The 17,612-nt window shown below is 37.5% G+C and carries 17 protein-coding genes; 9 read left to right on the forward strand and 8 right to left on the reverse strand.

Features of this window, described 5'->3' with window-relative positions:
* Positions 1-12 precede the first annotated feature (12 nt).
* The 7 genes from BN1354_RS10920 to BN1354_RS10950 all read left to right on the forward strand — a co-directional run bounded on the left by BN1354_RS10920 (position 13) and on the right by BN1354_RS10950 (position 6,320).
* Positions 13-1,419 (forward strand): anthranilate synthase component I family protein, encoded by a 1,407-nt coding sequence (locus BN1354_RS10920; protein ID WP_045090470.1) that lies wholly within the window; start codon positions 13-15, stop codon positions 1,417-1,419.
* Positions 1,420-1,446: 27 nt separating this feature from the next.
* A complete protein-coding gene (locus BN1354_RS10925) occupies positions 1,447-2,022 on the forward strand; it encodes an anthranilate synthase component II (RefSeq protein WP_045090469.1) in 576 nt (191 codons plus the stop codon).
* A gap of 12 nt (positions 2,023-2,034) precedes the next feature.
* Entirely contained in the window at positions 2,035-3,030 is a 996-nt protein-coding gene (gene trpD, locus BN1354_RS10930) for an anthranilate phosphoribosyltransferase (RefSeq protein ID WP_053827129.1), read from the forward strand.
* A 17-nt stretch (positions 3,031-3,047) separates the two neighbouring features.
* Positions 3,048-3,842 (forward strand): indole-3-glycerol phosphate synthase TrpC, encoded by a 795-nt coding sequence (gene trpC / locus BN1354_RS10935; RefSeq protein WP_045090467.1) that lies wholly within the window; start codon positions 3,048-3,050, stop codon positions 3,840-3,842.
* A gap of 55 nt (positions 3,843-3,897) precedes the next feature.
* Positions 3,898-4,509, forward strand: coding sequence for a phosphoribosylanthranilate isomerase (locus BN1354_RS10940; protein ID WP_053827130.1), 612 nt, complete (start codon positions 3,898-3,900; stop codon positions 4,507-4,509).
* Positions 4,510-4,576: 67 nt separating this feature from the next.
* Positions 4,577-5,353, forward strand: coding sequence for a tryptophan synthase subunit alpha (gene trpA / locus BN1354_RS10945; RefSeq protein WP_045090465.1), 777 nt, complete (start codon positions 4,577-4,579; stop codon positions 5,351-5,353).
* An 82-nt stretch (positions 5,354-5,435) separates the two neighbouring features.
* Positions 5,436-6,320 (forward strand): DMT family transporter, encoded by an 885-nt coding sequence (locus BN1354_RS10950; protein ID WP_045090464.1) that lies wholly within the window; start codon positions 5,436-5,438, stop codon positions 6,318-6,320.
* Between the two features lie 8 nt (positions 6,321-6,328).
* Here BN1354_RS10950 and BN1354_RS10955 read toward each other — a convergent pair whose 3' ends face one another.
* The 8 genes from BN1354_RS10955 to cysS all read right to left on the reverse strand — a co-directional run bounded on the left by BN1354_RS10955 (position 6,329) and on the right by cysS (position 15,379).
* A complete protein-coding gene (locus tag BN1354_RS10955) occupies positions 6,329-7,393 on the reverse strand; it encodes an oxidoreductase (RefSeq protein ID WP_045090463.1) in 1,065 nt (354 codons plus the stop codon).
* A gap of 62 nt (positions 7,394-7,455) precedes the next feature.
* A complete protein-coding gene (locus tag BN1354_RS10960; RefSeq protein WP_045090462.1) occupies positions 7,456-8,031 on the reverse strand; it encodes a non-canonical purine NTP diphosphatase in 576 nt (191 codons plus the stop codon).
* A gap of 27 nt (positions 8,032-8,058) precedes the next feature.
* Positions 8,059-9,912: a tetratricopeptide repeat protein gene (locus BN1354_RS10965; RefSeq protein WP_197272057.1), complete on the reverse strand. Its 1,854-nt coding sequence runs from the start codon at positions 9,910-9,912 to the stop codon at positions 8,059-8,061.
* Between the two features lie 48 nt (positions 9,913-9,960).
* Positions 9,961-10,809 (reverse strand): metal ABC transporter permease, encoded by an 849-nt coding sequence (locus tag BN1354_RS10970; RefSeq protein ID WP_053827132.1) that lies wholly within the window; start codon positions 10,807-10,809, stop codon positions 9,961-9,963.
* A gap of 14 nt (positions 10,810-10,823) precedes the next feature.
* Complete coding sequence (locus tag BN1354_RS10975; protein WP_045090459.1) at positions 10,824-11,255, reverse strand: hypothetical protein; 432 nt, start codon at positions 11,253-11,255, stop codon at positions 10,824-10,826.
* Positions 11,256-11,258: 3 nt separating this feature from the next.
* On the reverse strand, positions 11,259-12,491 hold the full coding sequence (locus BN1354_RS10980) for a 3-phosphoshikimate 1-carboxyvinyltransferase (protein WP_045090458.1): 1,233 nt from the start codon (positions 12,489-12,491) through the stop codon (positions 11,259-11,261).
* 84 nt (positions 12,492-12,575) lie between these two features.
* Positions 12,576-13,913, reverse strand: coding sequence for a sodium-dependent transporter (locus BN1354_RS10985; protein ID WP_053827133.1), 1,338 nt, complete (start codon positions 13,911-13,913; stop codon positions 12,576-12,578).
* Positions 13,901-15,379, reverse strand: coding sequence for a cysteine--tRNA ligase (gene cysS, locus BN1354_RS10990; protein WP_053827134.1), 1,479 nt, complete (start codon positions 15,377-15,379; stop codon positions 13,901-13,903). The genes BN1354_RS10985 and cysS overlap by 13 nt, the downstream gene beginning before the upstream one ends.
* A 160-nt stretch (positions 15,380-15,539) precedes the next feature.
* Here cysS and BN1354_RS10995 point away from each other — a divergent pair, with 160 nt between their 5' ends.
* Together BN1354_RS10995 and BN1354_RS11000 are read left to right on the forward strand one after the other, a co-directional pair.
* The gene (locus BN1354_RS10995; RefSeq protein ID WP_053827135.1) at positions 15,540-16,265 is read left to right on the forward strand and encodes a DUF5020 family protein; all 726 of its coding nucleotides are present in this window, start codon (positions 15,540-15,542) and stop codon (positions 16,263-16,265) included.
* A 20-nt stretch (positions 16,266-16,285) separates the two neighbouring features.
* A complete protein-coding gene (locus tag BN1354_RS11000) occupies positions 16,286-17,596 on the forward strand; it encodes an NCS2 family permease (protein WP_053827136.1) in 1,311 nt (436 codons plus the stop codon).
* Positions 17,597-17,612 lie beyond the last annotated feature (16 nt).

The raw sequence follows: 17,612 nt of genomic DNA on the forward strand, positions 1-17,612 counted from the left end.
AATTACAATCATATGCAATACAGATATAAGACAAACAGCAAGAAAATCATGGGAGATCTTCACACACCGGTAAGCATTTACCTTAAAGTGAGAGATTCATTTCCCCAGTCGGCTCTTCTCGAAAGTTCCGATTTCCATGTCAATGAAAATAGTATCTCATATATAGCACTCAAGCCAATGGCACGGGTAGAGGTAAACAGAGGTGTCTGCACAATGAGGTTTCCCGATGAAACAGAAGAGAGCAGGAGTCTAACTGGAGATTTCACCGTATCAGATGCATTGAGTGGTTTTATCAAAAGGTTTGATGTGACAGGCAGTGAAAATGGTAATATCGGTCTGTTTGGCTATACCACTTTTAACTGTGTGAAATATACAGAAAACATCAATATTAAAGAGAGCAGAGAAGAGCGTAACGATGCTCCCGATATGTTGTACATAATTTATAAGTATATACTGGTTTTCAACCATTTTACAGATGAGATCACACTGATTGAGTTGCAGAGGGACAACGAACTTAGCAACCTTCATAAGATTGAGTCGCTTATCAATCAGCGTAACTTTGCCAATTACAATTTTTTTACTGAGGGAGAGGAGTTCAGTACCATTTCAGATGAAGAGTATAAGCAGTATGTAAGACTTGGTGTTGAGCATTGCAAAAAAGGAGATCTGTTTCAGATAGTGCTTTCAAGGAGATTTGTACAACCATTCTCTGGTGATGATTTTAAAGTTTATCGTGCACTGCGTACTATAAACCCTTCGCCATATCTTTTCTACTTTGATTTTGGGGGGTACAGGATATTTGGCTCTTCGCCTGAGACGCATTGCAAGATTGAAGGAAAGCGAATCAGCATAGATCCTATAGCCGGTACAACAAAGCGTACAGGCAATTATAACCAGGATATGGAAGGAGTTAAATTTCTGCTGAATGATCCTAAAGAAAATGCAGAGCATGTAATGCTGGTTGACCTTGCACGAAATGATTTGAGTCGCAATGCCCACAACGTTGAGGTTGAGTTTTTCAGAGAACCTCAGTTTTACTCTCATGTAATTCACCTTGTGTCGCGTGTGAGTGGTATACTTAATGATGATGCTGACCCGATTAAGGCATTCTTCGACACCTTCCCTGCAGGTACATTGTCAGGTGCACCAAAAGTACGTGCCATGCAGTTGATATCAGAAATAGAGTCACATAATCGCGGTGCTTATGGAGGCTGTATCGGATTTATAGGAATGAACGGCAGTCTGAATCAGGCAATAACCATTCGCACATTCGTCAGTCGTAACAACCAATTATGGTATCAGGCTGGAGCAGGTGTAGTATCACAGAGCGACGATGAATATGAGCTAAACGAAGTAAAGAGTAAGCTCGGAGCCCTTAAGCAAGCAATTGACAAAGCTTCGGAACTCTATAATTCATAACAGAAGATCTCAATAAATTAACATCAGATGATGAAAACAAAAAAAATACTTCTTTTCGATAATTACGATTCATTCACCTATAATTTAGTTCATGCAATAAAATCGCTTGGATATAGTGAAGTGGATGTTAAGCGCAATAATAAAATAGAATTAGCAGATGTAAATCAGTATGATAAGATTATACTTTCACCGGGACCTGGCGTTCCGGAGGAGGCCGGTATTATGCTTGATCTGATTAAAGAGTATGCCGAAACCAAAAGTATTTTGGGCGTATGCCTTGGTCACCAAGCCATAGGTCAGGTGTTTGGCGCTGGTTTGACCAACATACCAAATGTATTCCATGGAGTGCAGACGCCAATAAAGATTGTAGGCAACGACTACATTTTTAACGGATTGCCGGAAGAGATAGCTGCAGGCCGATACCACTCCTGGATAGTATCAAAAGAGAACTTCCCGGCCGATCTTGTAATAACGGCAGTGGATAACAGTGGTGATATTATGGCTCTCAAGCACAGAACTCTTGATCTTCACGGTGTGCAGTTTCATCCCGAATCTATACTTACACCAGATGGGATAAAGATTATTAATAATTTCTTAGAATGAGGACAGCTAAATATGAAGGATATACTTTATAAATTATTCGACTACAATTATCTTACCCGTGATGAGGCTAAGCAGGTATTAATTGATATAGTTAAGGGTGGTGTACCTGAAACTCAGATTGCTTCACTAATAACCTCATTTTTGATGAGGAGTATATCTGTTGATGAAATACTTGGATTCAGAGATGCTCTTCTTGAAATGCGAGTGATGGTAGACTTATCCGACTACTCACCACTGGATATTGTAGGAACAGGAGGGGATGGAAAAAATACATTCAATATATCAACAACTGCATGTTTCGTTGTTGCAGGTGCCGGTTATAATGTTGTCAAGCATGGTAATTACGGAGCCACCTCAATTAGTGGTGCCAGTAATGTTATTGAGCAACAGGGAGTGAAATTCCATGCAGATAATGATCTTTTCAGAAAGAGCCTGGATAAATGTAATATTGCATACCTACACGCACCGCTTTTTAGTCCGGCACTTAAAGCCGTTGCACCAGTGCGAAAGAGTCTTGGGGTGCGAAATTTCTTTAATGTGCTGGGACCGCTTGTGAATCCTGTTCAGCCGGAATTTCAGATGCTTGGGGTGTATGACCTTGCAATGTTAAGATTATACAGCTATATCTATCAGGAGGAAAACAAGAAATTCACTATAGTGCACAGTATGGATGGATATGATGAGATATCGCTGACCAGTCAGTTTAAAGTTGTTTCCAACCGAGGAGAACAGCTGTTTATGCCAGATGATCTTGGATTTAAGAGATTGAATCAGGAGGATCTTTATGGTGGTGATACCCCAGAAGATGCTTCAAAGGTTTTCCGGGATGTACTTAGTGCCAGTGCTACTGTAGCTCAGACTAATGCGGTTTTGGTTAACGCAGCTTTTGGAATTCAGACTGTTGATCAGACCAAAACCATTGAGGAGTGTATAGAGATTGCTCGTGATTCACTTTATGGGAAGAAGGCTCTTAAAGTTCTTGAGAAATTTATTGAGATTAACAGTTGAATAATTCGGAGTTGATTATGAGAGATATATTAAGCGAAATAGTTGATAATAAAAGAATTGAAGTTGCAAAGCAAAAAGATCTGGTCTCTTTAAGAGATATAGAGAGACAACTTATGCAGGCAGATGAAATTCCATTCTACTCTTTGAAAGAGTCACTTGAAAGTTCTGAAACCGGTATCATATCAGAATTTAAGCGACGCTCACCCAGCAAGGGATGGTTACATGAAGATGCAGACGTCAATATTATTACAAAGGAGTATGAGTCATCAGGAGCAGCTGCACTATCTGTACTTACAGACGAGAAATATTTTGGGGGTACGCTAGCTGATTTGATGAGTGCAGCAAAAAACGTTCATATTCCAGTAATGAGGAAAGAGTTTATTATTGATGAGTATCAGATATATGAGGCTAAGCTGGCAGGAGCAAGTGCAATTTTATTAATTGCAGCTGCAATAACTAAGGAGGAGTCAAAACGATTTACAGCGCTTGCCGGGCAGTTGCAGCTGGATGTGCTGTTGGAATTACATGATGAAAAGGAGACAGATTATGTCACCCCTTTAAACAATCTGATAGGAGTTAATAACAGAAACCTGGGAAGTTTCGTGACCGATTTGGAGAAGTCGTTCCGAATGTCTGATCTGCTTCCAAAAAATGCATTATGGATCTCAGAAAGTGGCATTTCTGATGCAGGGATTGTTAAAGAACTAAGAGACGCAGGTTACAAAGGATTTCTGATTGGTGAATATTTTATGAAGTCAGGAACACCAGGAAAAAGTCTGAACGAATTTATTCAACAGATTAAAAAGAAATAGTGTTTAATATATAGTTCGGATATTAATATTATAAACTATAGTAAACTAATTTGATATGATTATAAAAGTTTGCGGAATGCGTGATGAAGAGAATATCCGGCAGTTGGAACAACTGGATATCGATTGGATTGGATTCATATTCTATCCTGATTCACCACGATTTGCAGGAAAGAGAGTGAAATATCTTCCTGCTAAAATAAAAAAAATAGGGGTGTTCGTAGATCAGAACCCACAGGTCATACGTGAACGTGCTGCAGATAATCAACTGTATGCTATTCAGCTTCATGGCAGTGAACCGCCATGGTATTGCATCAATCTGCGTTTAGAGGGGTATAAGTTAATTAAGTCTTTTGGGATAGATAAAGATGGCCACTTGCCAAATGCACAATTAAATGCATATGAGGGTAAATGTGACTATTATCTCTTTGATACAAAAACAGAACTTCATGGTGGGTCAGGTGAGAAATTCAACTGGAGTAGTCTGGAGAATTATAAAGGCGAAACCCCTTTTATTTTGAGTGGAGGTATCTCACCTGAAGATGCAGATGCCATAAAATCAATACAGCATCCAAAGTTTGCAGGGATAGATATAAATAGTTGTTTTGAACACCAACCGGGAATAAAAAATATTGAAGCAATAAAAAACTTTATTGATAAATTAAGATGAGCCTGAAAATTTAGCAGGTTGATAGAGAAGATAGAATTGAAAATAAAATAGTAAGCAGATAAATTATATGAACAGAATCGATAAGCTATTCAGGGAAAAGAGAAAAAATATATTGTCAGTATATTTTACTGCAGGCTATCCTGAACTGGATGATACAGTCAAAGTAATTAAATCACTTGAAAAATTTGGAGTTGATTTACTTGAAATTGGAGTCCCTTTCAGTGATCCGATGGCAGATGGACCAGTTATACAATCATCAGGATCACAAGCGTTAAAGAATGGTATGAGCTTGAGTGTGCTGTTTAATCAATTATCTACAGTCAGGGAATCGGTATCTATTCCACTCGTATTGATGAGTTACCTCAATCCAATTGTTCAGTTTGGGTTTGAGAACTATTGTAAACAGGCTGCAAACTGCGGAATTGATGGTCTGATAATTCCGGATCTGCCATATGTCGAGTATATGGAATCCTATAAATCGGTGGCTGAAGAGTATGGACTGCATGTTATTATGCTAATCACACCTGAAACATCGGAAGAGAGGATAAGGTTAATAGATCAGAATACATCCGGATTTATCTATATGGTTTCATCAGCATCAGTAACCGGAGCCAGGAATAGTTTTAGTGATGAAAATCTTGCTTACTTCAGGAGAGTGAATAAGATGCAGCTTAAGAATCCAAGACTGATTGGTTTTGGAATATCGAATAAAGAGACTTTTGAATCTGCTTGTCACGAATCTTCAGGCGCTATCATAGGCAGTAAGTTTATCTCACTTCTTGGTAGTGAGAAATCAATTGATGACGCAGCTAAACAACTGATAAAAACTTTAGAACCTAAGTGACATTAATAATCGTAAATCGATCAACAAATATTACATTTGCACTCTATTTGTTATAGAATCCGATTAACGAACTACATCTCCTATGTCAATCCAATCGCATGTTGGCGAAATTGCATCACTTCTGACAGCTGTATGCTGGACCTTTAGTGCCATTTACTTTGAGAAAGCAGGCAGAAGGGTAGGGTCTTTATCTGTAAATATTATCAGGATTTTTCTTGGAGTTATATTTTTAGGTATTACAACTCTGTTTACCCGCGGAATGTTCTTCCCAATTGATGCTACTCCCTATAATTGGTTTTGGCTGGGGCTTTCAGGCATAGTAGGCTTCTTTCTTGGCGATCTCTTTCTGTTTAAATCTTACACAATAATCGGTTCACGTACTTCACAGCTTGTAATGAGTCTTGCTCCAATGATTACAGCTGTTATAGGATGGTTTTTTCTTAGTGAATATCTTACTCCCAAGAGTATAGCAGGAATAGTGGTAAGTGTAACAGGTATAATGATTGCAGTTGCAGGTAAAAAGCTAAGACTGGATGTACCAGTTAAAGGTTTTTTGTACGCAATTGGCGGTGCATTGGGGCAGGCTGTAGGTCTTATTCTGAGTAAAAAAGGGATGGGAGATTATGATGCAATTGCTGCTACTCAGATTCGTGCAATATTTGGTTTTGCCGCATTTGCCCTGCTTGTTACATTCATGAGAAGATGGAGAAAGGTGATCCTTGCTACTGGTGAAAGAAAAAGTATGAATGCGATCACAATTGGAGCAATGTTTGGACCTTTCATCGGTGTATCTCTGTCACTTTTTGCTGTTAAACATACTGAAACAGGTATTGCATCAGCACTTATGGCTCTGACTCCAATTTTCATCATAATACCATCAGCTATTATGTTTAAAGAAAAGATCACTGCCCGTCAGGTTACCGGAGCAGTGATCAGTATAATTGGAGCATCAATATTCTTTCTTTAAATCAGAAACTATTGTACTTTAATAGTCCTTCTCTCTTTACTGCTTTGGAAAGCCAGTTCAATAATTTTCATAACGTTGCGAGCCTCTTCTGCTTTTACAGCAATCTCGGCATTTCCATTTATAGCATCTCTTAAATTGATGAAGTAATCTTTATAATCACCCTGTTCACTTTCAAGCTTGCCCTGTATCTTAACGCCATTATATTCAGTGTTTATAGTACCCCAGATCTCTTCAGGCTCCTTTCCCCAGTCCTTACCAACTGGCTTAGATCCGCCATCTAATGTAGCTTCTTGAACATCCAGACCATATTTTACAAACGTTCCGTTTGTGCCATGAAGTAAGTAAGTAGGACCAGGTATTTTGCAAATCATTCCCGACTTTAAAGTAGCTGTCAGTCCGGGATAGTGAAGACGCACATCAAAATGATCATCAGCCTTAGCCCACTCTCTTTGACTGTCAATAAAAGCTGTAACAGCTTCAGGCATTCCAAAGAACCACAATGCCTGATCTATCAGATGAGAGCCCAGATCGTAGAATATACCAGAACCTGGGAGAGGCTCTTCACGCCAGGCGCCCCCTGGTCTTGGGTTAACACGAAATCTGTCGAAATGGGATTCATATTCCACTATTTCACCAAGGAGACCACTTTGAAGTAGTTTCTTCACAGTTTTTGTATCACTTGTAAATCGGCGGTTGTGGTAAACAGTAAGAATTTTATTTTGCTTGTTTGCAATTTCGATGAGTTCGTCCGCTTCTGCAACATTCACTGTGAATGGTTTCTCCACAACTACATGCTTACCTGCAAGCAGAGCCTCTTTAGACCATCGGAAATGGTCGGTATTTGGTGAAGTAACAATTACCAGATCAATATCAGGATCATTGATTATGCTATCTGGTTCGGGTACAATCTCTGTATCAGGATACCGTTCTTTAGCAGTTTTCTGTCTTACCGGGTTGGAAGTACTTATCTTCGAGAGTTCAAAGCCCTCTACTACATCTATAAACGGAGCGTGGAATACGCGGCCGGAAAGACCATATCCAATAATACCTGTGCGAATGTTAGTTGTTGACATAGATTAATTTTTGGTGTTTTTGTGATGATAATACTCAAAGATAAGAATTTTTTCACAATCTTCTATTTTAACAAAAACTTCATCAATTTTTCAGTAGCCAGGGCACGGTGACTAATGCTGTTTTTAATGTCATCACCAAGCTCTGCAAAAGTCTGACTATAACCTTCGGGTTGAAAAATAGGATCGTAACCAAAACCTGCATTGCCTTTTTCTTCACGAGTGATCTCCCCGTTAATGATACCTTCGAAATAGTGCTCTTCGTTGTTCAATATAAGTGCTATTACTGTTCTGAATCTTGCTTTCCTATTTTCAATATTATTTAAAACAGTGAGCAGTTTATTCATATTATCTGCCGGTCGGCAAGCCTCACCTGCATAACGTGAAGAGTATACACCAGGCATTCCATCAAGAGCCTCAACCTCCAGGCCTGTATCATCTGCAAAGCAGTCATATCCGTAATGATCTTTTACATACTTTGCTTTAATAAGAGCATTAGCCTCTAAAGTTGTACCAGTCTCCTCTATTTCCTCATGACAGTTAATATCGGAGAGGCTTAGTATCTTCAGTTTAGTATCTGCAATTTTCCGTACCTCATCTAATTTGTGTTTATTATTTGTTGCGAAAACAATCTCTTTCATTAATCTATTCTATTGAAATTATATTTTTTATCTACGATCTCTCTTTTGAGCTTTTAGTTTGAGTTCTCTCTCTCTTTCCCTTTGTTTGATTTCCAATTCTCTTTTCCTCTCCCTCTCCTTAAGCTCCTTCTCGCGACTTTTTAATCTCTCATTTCTTATTTGCTCCCTTTTCTTGATTTGTTCGGCTCTGTCAACAGTTATGGTGCTCTTATTTGCCCTTTTCATCATTTCGGATGCTTTCTGTTCAAGCAGAAGCTTTAGATTAACCTGCCTTTCATCTGATATCTCTATCTTATCAATTACAGGTTTTGCAACATAATCAGTTTCCAAAGATAGTGAATCTTCAATATAAATATTAGCCACATCAGATTCTGTTTGTAATGAGCTTTCTTCTTGAAGTGATATTTTAACGGGGGAAAAATCTTCGGGCAGATAATTAAAATTTGCGGTATAGAATTGATAATAACTCTCTAAAGTGCTGCTTTGAAGAATATTGAGATTAGACTTCGAAATTATAACAGGAGTAATTGTTTCAGGTAAAGATGACCTGTAGACAGTATCTGATTTCAACATATGCAGATATCTTGAAACATCATCATAAGAGCTGAATGGTTCAATCTTTAACGCTTCTCTCCTCTCTATAATTGTGGTTGATAAATTGAATGTGCGAAATTTAAAATTTGAGAAATTGAAATTTGCGGTTACAAATAGCAGATCTTTTATTTGATCTGACTGTTCAGATGGCAATAGAATTAATGCATGAGGTGAAGATTCATAAATTGTAAAATCTCTTTCAATCTTCCTGATTGAATATGCATTCAGTAATGGTTTTGAAATATTTCTTTTTAGATTAGCCTCCCAATATAACTGAAAAGAATCTTTATATTCGGTTTGATCGCTATTTTCAGCAACATTTAATTCTGTAACCGCAACACTCCTTATATTCTCGTTTAACTGGCTATTCCGCAGTAATAGAGCCAGTGAGTCTGCCTGGTTTTTTCCGGAAGAGATGGCATCAATGTAAGCAGATGCATTAAGGTAAAGCTCTTTTGAAGTATTGATCCTCTTTAAATCTTTAAATGAGTCAACTGCTTTTTCGTAATCTCCTATTAGTGTATAAACCTGTCCCAAAAGGAATTGTAACCCCTTTCTCTTTAGCCGATTTTTCTCCTTCTCAATTAACTGTCTGATATAAGGAATAGCTTCATGATACTGCCCTGTTTTTAATAGATAGTGAGCTACTGACTCAGTGAACAGTATATTCAGATCATTTGACAAAGTACGTGTTTGCAGAATGTATATCAAATTCTGTGCATCATAAAACCTGCTCATCTCGCTGTAAGATCTTAACATCCAGATGTGTGCTTCAGATGTTAGATCTGTATCATTAGGAAAAATCCTGATAATTTCAGCAAAAACAGATAAAGCTTCATCATAATCACCATTTTGAAAATGCGCCTTACCCAAAAGAAGCCAAACATTACTGATAAATGGATTAAACTCCTCCTGTTTCAGCCATTTTCTGTAATCCTCCGAATATGCTTTAGTAGGATTTCGTCTTGGTTTTGAAGTTATTGAATAGTCGCTGATAGCCCTTTCTGCTTTATTAATAACAATGTCGAATGGTCCTCCCTTACCAGTTTTCTTTATATTGTAGCCTGCACTATAGACAATTGGGAGTATATTATTTCTGTCGTCCATAAATATTGCAAGTTGCTCATTCAATATGTTATCATATGACTCCTGAGCATTATGGAAAATGTTGTAACGTGTTCGCAGTTCTTTATAAGCACGCGAATATGGGGTGTTTCTCCCGGTAGAACAACTTATTCCGAGAATAACACACAATAACAAAGAGATATTTAATGCCTGTTTCTTCAATTATGCGTACTAATCCATTACTATAGTACAAACTATAAAAATGGCTTTTTATTGTTTGATGCTTTCAGTAATAGCACGGTTACTTGTACGCAACATTAAATTTTTTACACCTTTGAATAAAAAGTACATCAGAATGAGTACAAAAATAATAAAGGCTCCTGATGGAACATTCAGGTAATAAGAGAGGAATAGTCCCAATACACAACCGATGAAACTAAACAATACTGAAAGAGATATTATTTTATGATAGTTTACAGTTAACAGGTTTGCTGTCATTTGTGGAACAGTAATAAGAGACATTAGTAGTACTATACCAACAAGTCTTATACTTAAAACGATTGTAACAGCTATAAAGAGCATCATCGTATATTCAATGAACTGAGTAGGTATACGTCTTGTTCGTGCAAATTCAGTGTCAAATGAGACTGAAATAATTTCATGGTAGAAAAGCACAAAAAACATTACCAGTACAATTGATAATACTATTAGTACGATAATGTCTGAAACAGTTATAGTAAGTATATTACCAAACAGGTACTCAGATAAATTGGGAGCATAACCAGGTGTTAGAAATGTTAGAACAATACCGATAGCCATTCCAAGTGACCAGAAAACAGCTATGGCAGAATCCTCTCTGACTCCCTGCTTTCTTGAAAGCCATTGAATACCGAATGCAGAAAAGATAGAAAAGATCATTGCAGAAATGATAGGAGGAAGGGAAAAATAGAAGCCAATACCCAATCCACCAAAGGAGGCATGAGTAATACCTCCGCTAATGAATACCAATCGTCTTGAAACTACATACGTGCCAATTATTCCACAGGCTATGCTAGCAAACAGACTACCGATTATAGCATTCCTGAAAAAAGCATAATTAAAGAGTTCAAGTATATTCATTATAAATTAAAAGATCAGGCGTGCATTTTTTGCATTCTCAATTCATTTACAAACATGAGAACCTCGTCTTTCATTTGATCTGGTACAGAAATAGATCTCATTTGCAAACTTCTTACCCATCTTGGTTTCTCTTCATCGAGGATAGTATAAAAGATTTCTCTGAACTCTTCAACTTCATCCTCACTAAATGCTGAGGAGTCGCGACATGAATATTTATCAAGCTCCTCATCATCGAAGTATTCAGGCTCTTCTGCAAATGCTGCAATAAGACTGTCTTTTTCACAAACTTCGTGAGCACCGCAGCATCCACTCTGACTCAGGTCGATAGAAGGCGGAGCCATTTCACGTTCAGTTGTATTACCTCTTTTACGTTGTATATAATTATTTATCGTAAGTGCTACAATAAAAAAAAGAACAATAGCTAAAAATAAAAAGATAGGTTGCATAATTTATTTCCTTTCTTCGATTACAAATCCCGCATGTTTTAAATCTTTCCAGAAATTAGGATATGACTTATAAACAACATCCGGGTCGTTTATTAATATAGATTGTTTAACGATTGATCCCGGCGCAAGTGACATTGCCATACGATGATCGTCGTACGTATCAATTGCCGGCTCTTTCTCGGGTATACAGCGTTCACCATCCCACTCTAGCATGCCAATCTCATTTTCAGTGAGTATATACCCCAGTTTTTTAAGTTCATTTATCAATGCCTGTACCCGATCTGTTTCTTTGATCTTTAAACTTTGTATACCAGAAAAAATAAAGGGTACTTTTTTAAAACAACAAGTTGCAGCAAAAGTTTGTGCAAGATCGGGTTCGTTTATAAAGTTATGGAAGAATTTTTTAGTTTTTTTGTTATTGCTGCGAATAATTATTCCATCAACAACAAACTCTGTAGATACCCCAAGATCAACAAAAAGATTTACCACATTGGAGTCTCCCTGCATACTATCCTTTGTTAATCCCAGTAGTTTAATTTCTGATCCGGGTAGCAGAGATGCTATTTCGTACCAGTATGAAGCTGCAGTCCAATCAGCTTCTACTGTCATATCAACAGCTTTGTAGTTTTGAGGCTTAACGGTAATATCATTTCCCTCCCATTTGACATGAACACCACACTTGGCCATCATTCCAATAGTAAGGTCGATATATGGCTTGGAGACAATCTCTTTCTCAATGTGCATGATCAGCCCATTTTTCATTGTTGGGGCAACCATCAATAGAGCAGAAATAAACTGTGAACTGATATTCCCTGATAAATATACCTCTCCTCCATTTAGTTTTTTACCTCTTATTTTGAGTGGAGGGAACCCCTCTTTTTCAAGATATTCTATGTCAGCACCTAATGCAGTAAGAGTTTCAACTAAAGGATGAATTGGGCGCTGATGCATCCTCTCTGTCCCTTTTATTATCCATTCACCTTCCATTCCGGCAAGAAAAGCTGTAAGAAAACGCATAGCAGTTCCTGCTGCTTTAATATCGAAAAGGTTTGAATCGGAGTTGAAAGCATCTATCAGAACCTTAGTGTCTTCACAATCAGATAGATTCTTAATTGGTGCAGTACTCAGACACAGAGCATTGAGAATCATAGCTCTGTTGCTTATACTTTTTGAAGCCGGAAGCTGGATTGTTGTTTTTACTGTTTCCGGGGGATATATTTTATATTGAGATAACATTATAACAACTGGATTTTAATGCAAAAATAGCATTTTAAAACATAAGAATTACAGATAGTGTATACTTTTAAATTGTTTTAGTGATTAACCTGTTAATCCATATACAAATATTGATAATATTGCAATTGGAGCAATAAAACGTAGTAGGAAGATATAGAATTTTATAAATCCAACGCCGAATCTCAGTTTCCCCTCATTGGTTATCTGTGCTGTAACCAACTGCTGTTTCAGATACCATCCCACGAATATACTTATAAATAGTCCACCAATAGGAAGCATATACTTAGCTGATGCCATATCCAATATATTAAAGAAAACAGAAGAATATGATGAGATTATCCCAAGAATTATTACACCCAATGTAACAAAGATTGTACTTTTTCTTCGCGATATTTTATACTCTTCGAACAGATATACTGTAACAACTTCCATTAATGATATAGTGGAAGTTAAAGCTGCAAGTGCCAGCAGGCAGAAAAACAGTGCAGACCATGCCATTGAGGCAGGCATCTGATTAAGTAGCTCAGGAATTGTAATGAATAGGAGACCAGGACCACCTGTTACCAGTTCATCCACAATAGTGTCGGGGCTTGATGTAAGCGCAAATGCAGCAGGGAAAATAATTACTCCGGATAATACAGCTACCAGTGTGTCTAAAATTGAGACCTGAACTGCTGTTTTTGTTAGATTGATGCTCTTATTAAAATATGAACCGTAGGTAATGAGGCAGCCCATTCCAATTGATAATGAAAAGAAAGCCTGTCCCATAGCATCAAGAAAAACAGTCTGCTTAACATGCTCCATATTTGGTTTAAACAAGAAATTTAATCCTTGTATAGCACCTTCAAGCGTTATTGATCTGATAGCAAGAATTATTAATAGCAGGAACAGAATCGGCATAAAGATTTTGGCTGATTTTTCAATGCCTTTTCTTACACCTGAGAGTATGAAGAAAGATGTAAGAAATGAAAATACAATCATCCATACTGATTGCTTCAAAGGGTCGTTCAGAATATTAGTAAAGTGTATGCTGAAATCATTGACAGTGTGTAGATTGCCAGTAATTGACTGGAGGAAATATATCAGAGTCCAGCCTGCAACTACCATATAGAAACCCATTATGATAAATCCGGTAAGTACACCAAGCCGACCAATCCACTTCCATTGAGTTCCGGGAGCAAGGATATGAAATGCACCCGCAGTATTAGCACGAGCAGATCTACCTATAATAAACTCGCTCATCATTACCGGAATACCAAAAAAGAGAATACAAGCGATATATACAAAAATAAATATAGCGCCACCACCGTCGGCGGTCTGACTTGGAAATCTCCAAATATTACCAAGCCCTACTGCTGAACCGGCAGCAGCAGCAACAACACCTATCTTAGAAGTAAAAGTAACTCTTTTTATATTCTCCATTCAGCACCTGTTTTGGTGTCCTTTATTTCTATTCCAGCAGCTTTAAGCTCATCACGTATTTTGTCTGAAGTAGCCCAGTCTTTATTCTCACGTGCTGTCCTTCTTATATCCAGAATAAGGTTCATTAACCCCTCGATTACGTTGCTCCCGGTCATACTTTTAGTTTCATCTGTTAGCCCTAGAATATCAAACACAAAAGTGTGCATAACATCTTTCAACTTAATGAGATCTTCTGAACTAATGGTCTCACTTTTATCGTTGCATGAGTTAATAATGCGCACGGCGTCAAATAGTTGAGCTATAAGAACGGGACTGCTGAAATCGTCATTCATTGCTGCATAGCAGTTCTTTTCAAGTGAGGCGATATCAACAGTGGATACATCAGATGGTATAATTTTTTCTAGTGTAGCTATACTGCCCATAAGTCTTTTATACCCCTTTTCAGCAGCCTGAAGAGCCTCATTTGAGAAATCAAGAGTATTTCTATAGTGAGATTGCAACATAAAAAAGCGTACTGTCATAGGAGAGTAGCCTCTTTCAAGCAATGGGTGATCACCTGTAAAAAGTTCTTTAGGTAAAAAGCCGTTACCTGCCGACTTCGACATTCTGACACCATTAACGGTGAGCATGTTGGTGTGCATCCAATACTTAACAGGCTCACTATGATGACATGCTTTAGACTGTGCAATCTCATTCGTGTGGTGTGTTGCCTGCAAATCCATTCCTCCTCCGTGAATATCAAATGAGGTGCCAAGATATTTAGTGCTCATTGCAGAACATTCAATGTGCCAGCCGGGGAATCCCACACCCCATGGTGATGGCCATTTCATTAATGTTTCAGGTTTTGCCGAAATCCATAAAGCGAAATCAAGTCTTCCACGCTTCTCATCTTGCCCGCTTAGTTCGCGTGTGCCTTCCAGCAAATCCTCAAGTTTTCTGTTTGTGAGTATACCGTAATCATACTCCTTGCTGTATTTTTCAACATCAAAGTAAACTGATCCATTTACCTCATAAGCATATCCGGCATCCAGTATCACTTTGATCATCTCTATCTGTTCAATTATATGACCTGTAGCAGTGGGTTCTATACTTGGAGGCAAGGTGTTAAAAAGTGATAGCACTTCACGAAAGCCCAGAGTATATTTTTGAACGATCTCCATAGGCTCTAACTTTTCAAGTTTGGCTCTTTTTGCAAACTTGTCATCCCCTTCATCTCTATCACCCTCAAGGTGTCCGGCATCTGTGATGTTACGAACATAACGAACTTTATAACCTAAGTGCAGGAGATATCTGTAAATCAGGTCAAATGAAATAAATGTGCGGCAATTGCCTAAATGTATATCACTATAGACAGTAGGACCACACACGTACATTCCAACGAATGGGGAGTGTAGAGGTTCAAACGGCTCCTTTTCTCTGCTTAATGTATTATAAACAAGTAGGTCTCTGCTTTTTAATCCAACCATGTTAATTTGATATTTTATGAAAGGCAAAAATACAAATATAAGTGGTATCTTCTTCAGATTTAATAAAAAAAGAAAAAAATAGACATAACTCATGTAGTTTATGCAGAATTTTAATACTTTTGCGATCTTATTTTAATTAACTTTTATTTAAACTAATTTTATGTCGCGTAAAATCTTACTAACATTAGCCCTGTTTTGTTTGCTTATATCTGCAAAAGGGCAGAACCTCCAGTTACATTTTGATCCACGTAGTTCACTTTATGGTGATGACGTTTCCGGCATTAATTATCTAACTGCTACGTTTGAATTTTTCAAACCGGATCAGTGGGGAAATACTTTTATGTTTGTGGACTTCGATTTCAGTTTTGACAAACGTAATCCGGGACTTATCTATGGTGAAATTGCGAGAGAGTTTAAAATAGGTGATTTCCCTCTTCTTCCGCACATTGAATACAATGGAGGTTTGGGTTTAGTAAGAGGAGAAGACTTCGGATTCTCAATCCCAAGTTCATATCTTGCAGGTTTTGGATATCCTTTTCAGTTAGGAAACTTTTTTATGAGCACATATCTGGCTTATAAATTAAATGCATTTGAACAGGTTAGTAATGATGCACAGTGGACAGTTACATGGAACGCTTCATTAGCAAATAATAAGATATCTTTAGGAGGTTTCATGGATTTATGGACTGAGGATAAATCTTTTACAGAGGGTACTGAAGCAAATGGTAAGAAGCTTATTCTGCTTAGTGAACCTCAAATATGGTTTAATATTACACCAAACTTCTCATTAGGTAGTGAAGTAGAATTAAGCTATAACTTTGTGAACAAGTTTGCTGAAAGTAAATTCTATGCTATTCCTACACTGGCAACAAAATGGATTTTTTAATAATTAATTAGAGATTGATAATGCTTGAAAAGATATTTAAATTAAAGCAAAACAACACAACAGTACGCACTGAGTTGGTAGCGGGAGTTATTACCTTTCTGACCATGTCGTATATATTAGTTGTGAATCCAAATATTTTGAGTGCTGCAGGAATGGACAAGTCAGCTCTGTTTACTGCAACTGCCCTTGCAAGTGTTTTAGGTACATTGTTTATGGCATTTATTCCTAATCTGCCTATAGCACAGGCACCTGGAATGGGGCTTAACTCATTCTTTGCATTCTCTGTTGTACTGGGACTAGGATATTCATGGCAAATGGCTTTAACCGCCGTATTCATTGAAGGTATCATCTTTATATTACTTACTTTTTTCAATGTTCGTGAATTGATTGTAAAGAGTATTCCAAGTACAATAAAATATGCAATTCCTGTAGGGATTGGACTTTTCATCACTTTGTTGGGGTTACAGAATGCAGGACTTATCGTAAAAGATGATAATACTATGTTAACTCTGGGATCAATGTCTGATCCCCATGTTTGGGTTGCATCTTTAGGTCTTATCCTGACTGCTGTTTTATATTTTAAGAATGTACACGGATCTTTCCTGATAGGTATTGTTGCAGCAACTATTTTTGGTTTGATATTAGGTCTTGTTCAGATGCCAACCGGCGGTCTTGTTTCATTGCCACCTGATATATCTCCTGTTTTTGTGAAATTTGAATGGAGCAACATTTTCACACTGGATATGTTAATTATAGTTTTCACTTTCTTGTTTGTAAACCTTTTTGATACAATAGGAACACTGCTTGGTGTTGCATCAAAAATTGGTATAACAGATAAGGATGGAAGCTTCCCTCAAATAAAGAAAGCACTTTTCGCCGATGCATTAGGTACAACATTTGGTGCTGTATTAGGTACAAGTACTGTGACATCATATGTAGAGAGTGCTTCTGGTGTTGCAGCCGGTGGTAAAACAGGTTTGACATCACTTTCAACAGCAATGATGTTTGTACTGGCACTGTTCCTTGCTCCATTGTTTTTAATGGTACCTGCATCAGCAACTGCTCCTGCACTTATTTTGGTAGGGCTGTTTATGATTACTTCAGTTGTAAAAATTAACTTCAGCGATATGACAGAAGCATTGCCCGCTTTCCTCACTATAGTTATGATGCCATTTGCATTCAGCATAGCACAGGGTATTGTTTTTGGTATGTTGTCTTTTGTATTCCTGAAAGCGTTAAGTGGAAAGTGGAAACATATTTCTATTACAATGTGGGTAATATTTGTGCTATTTATAATAAAACTTGTATTGGATGGAATGCAGGTTCTATAGTATAGAATAATATGTA

It is taken from the genome of Lascolabacillus massiliensis (assembly GCF_001282625.1).
Classification (GTDB): Bacteria; Bacteroidota; Bacteroidia; order Bacteroidales; family Dysgonomonadaceae; genus Proteiniphilum; species Proteiniphilum massiliensis.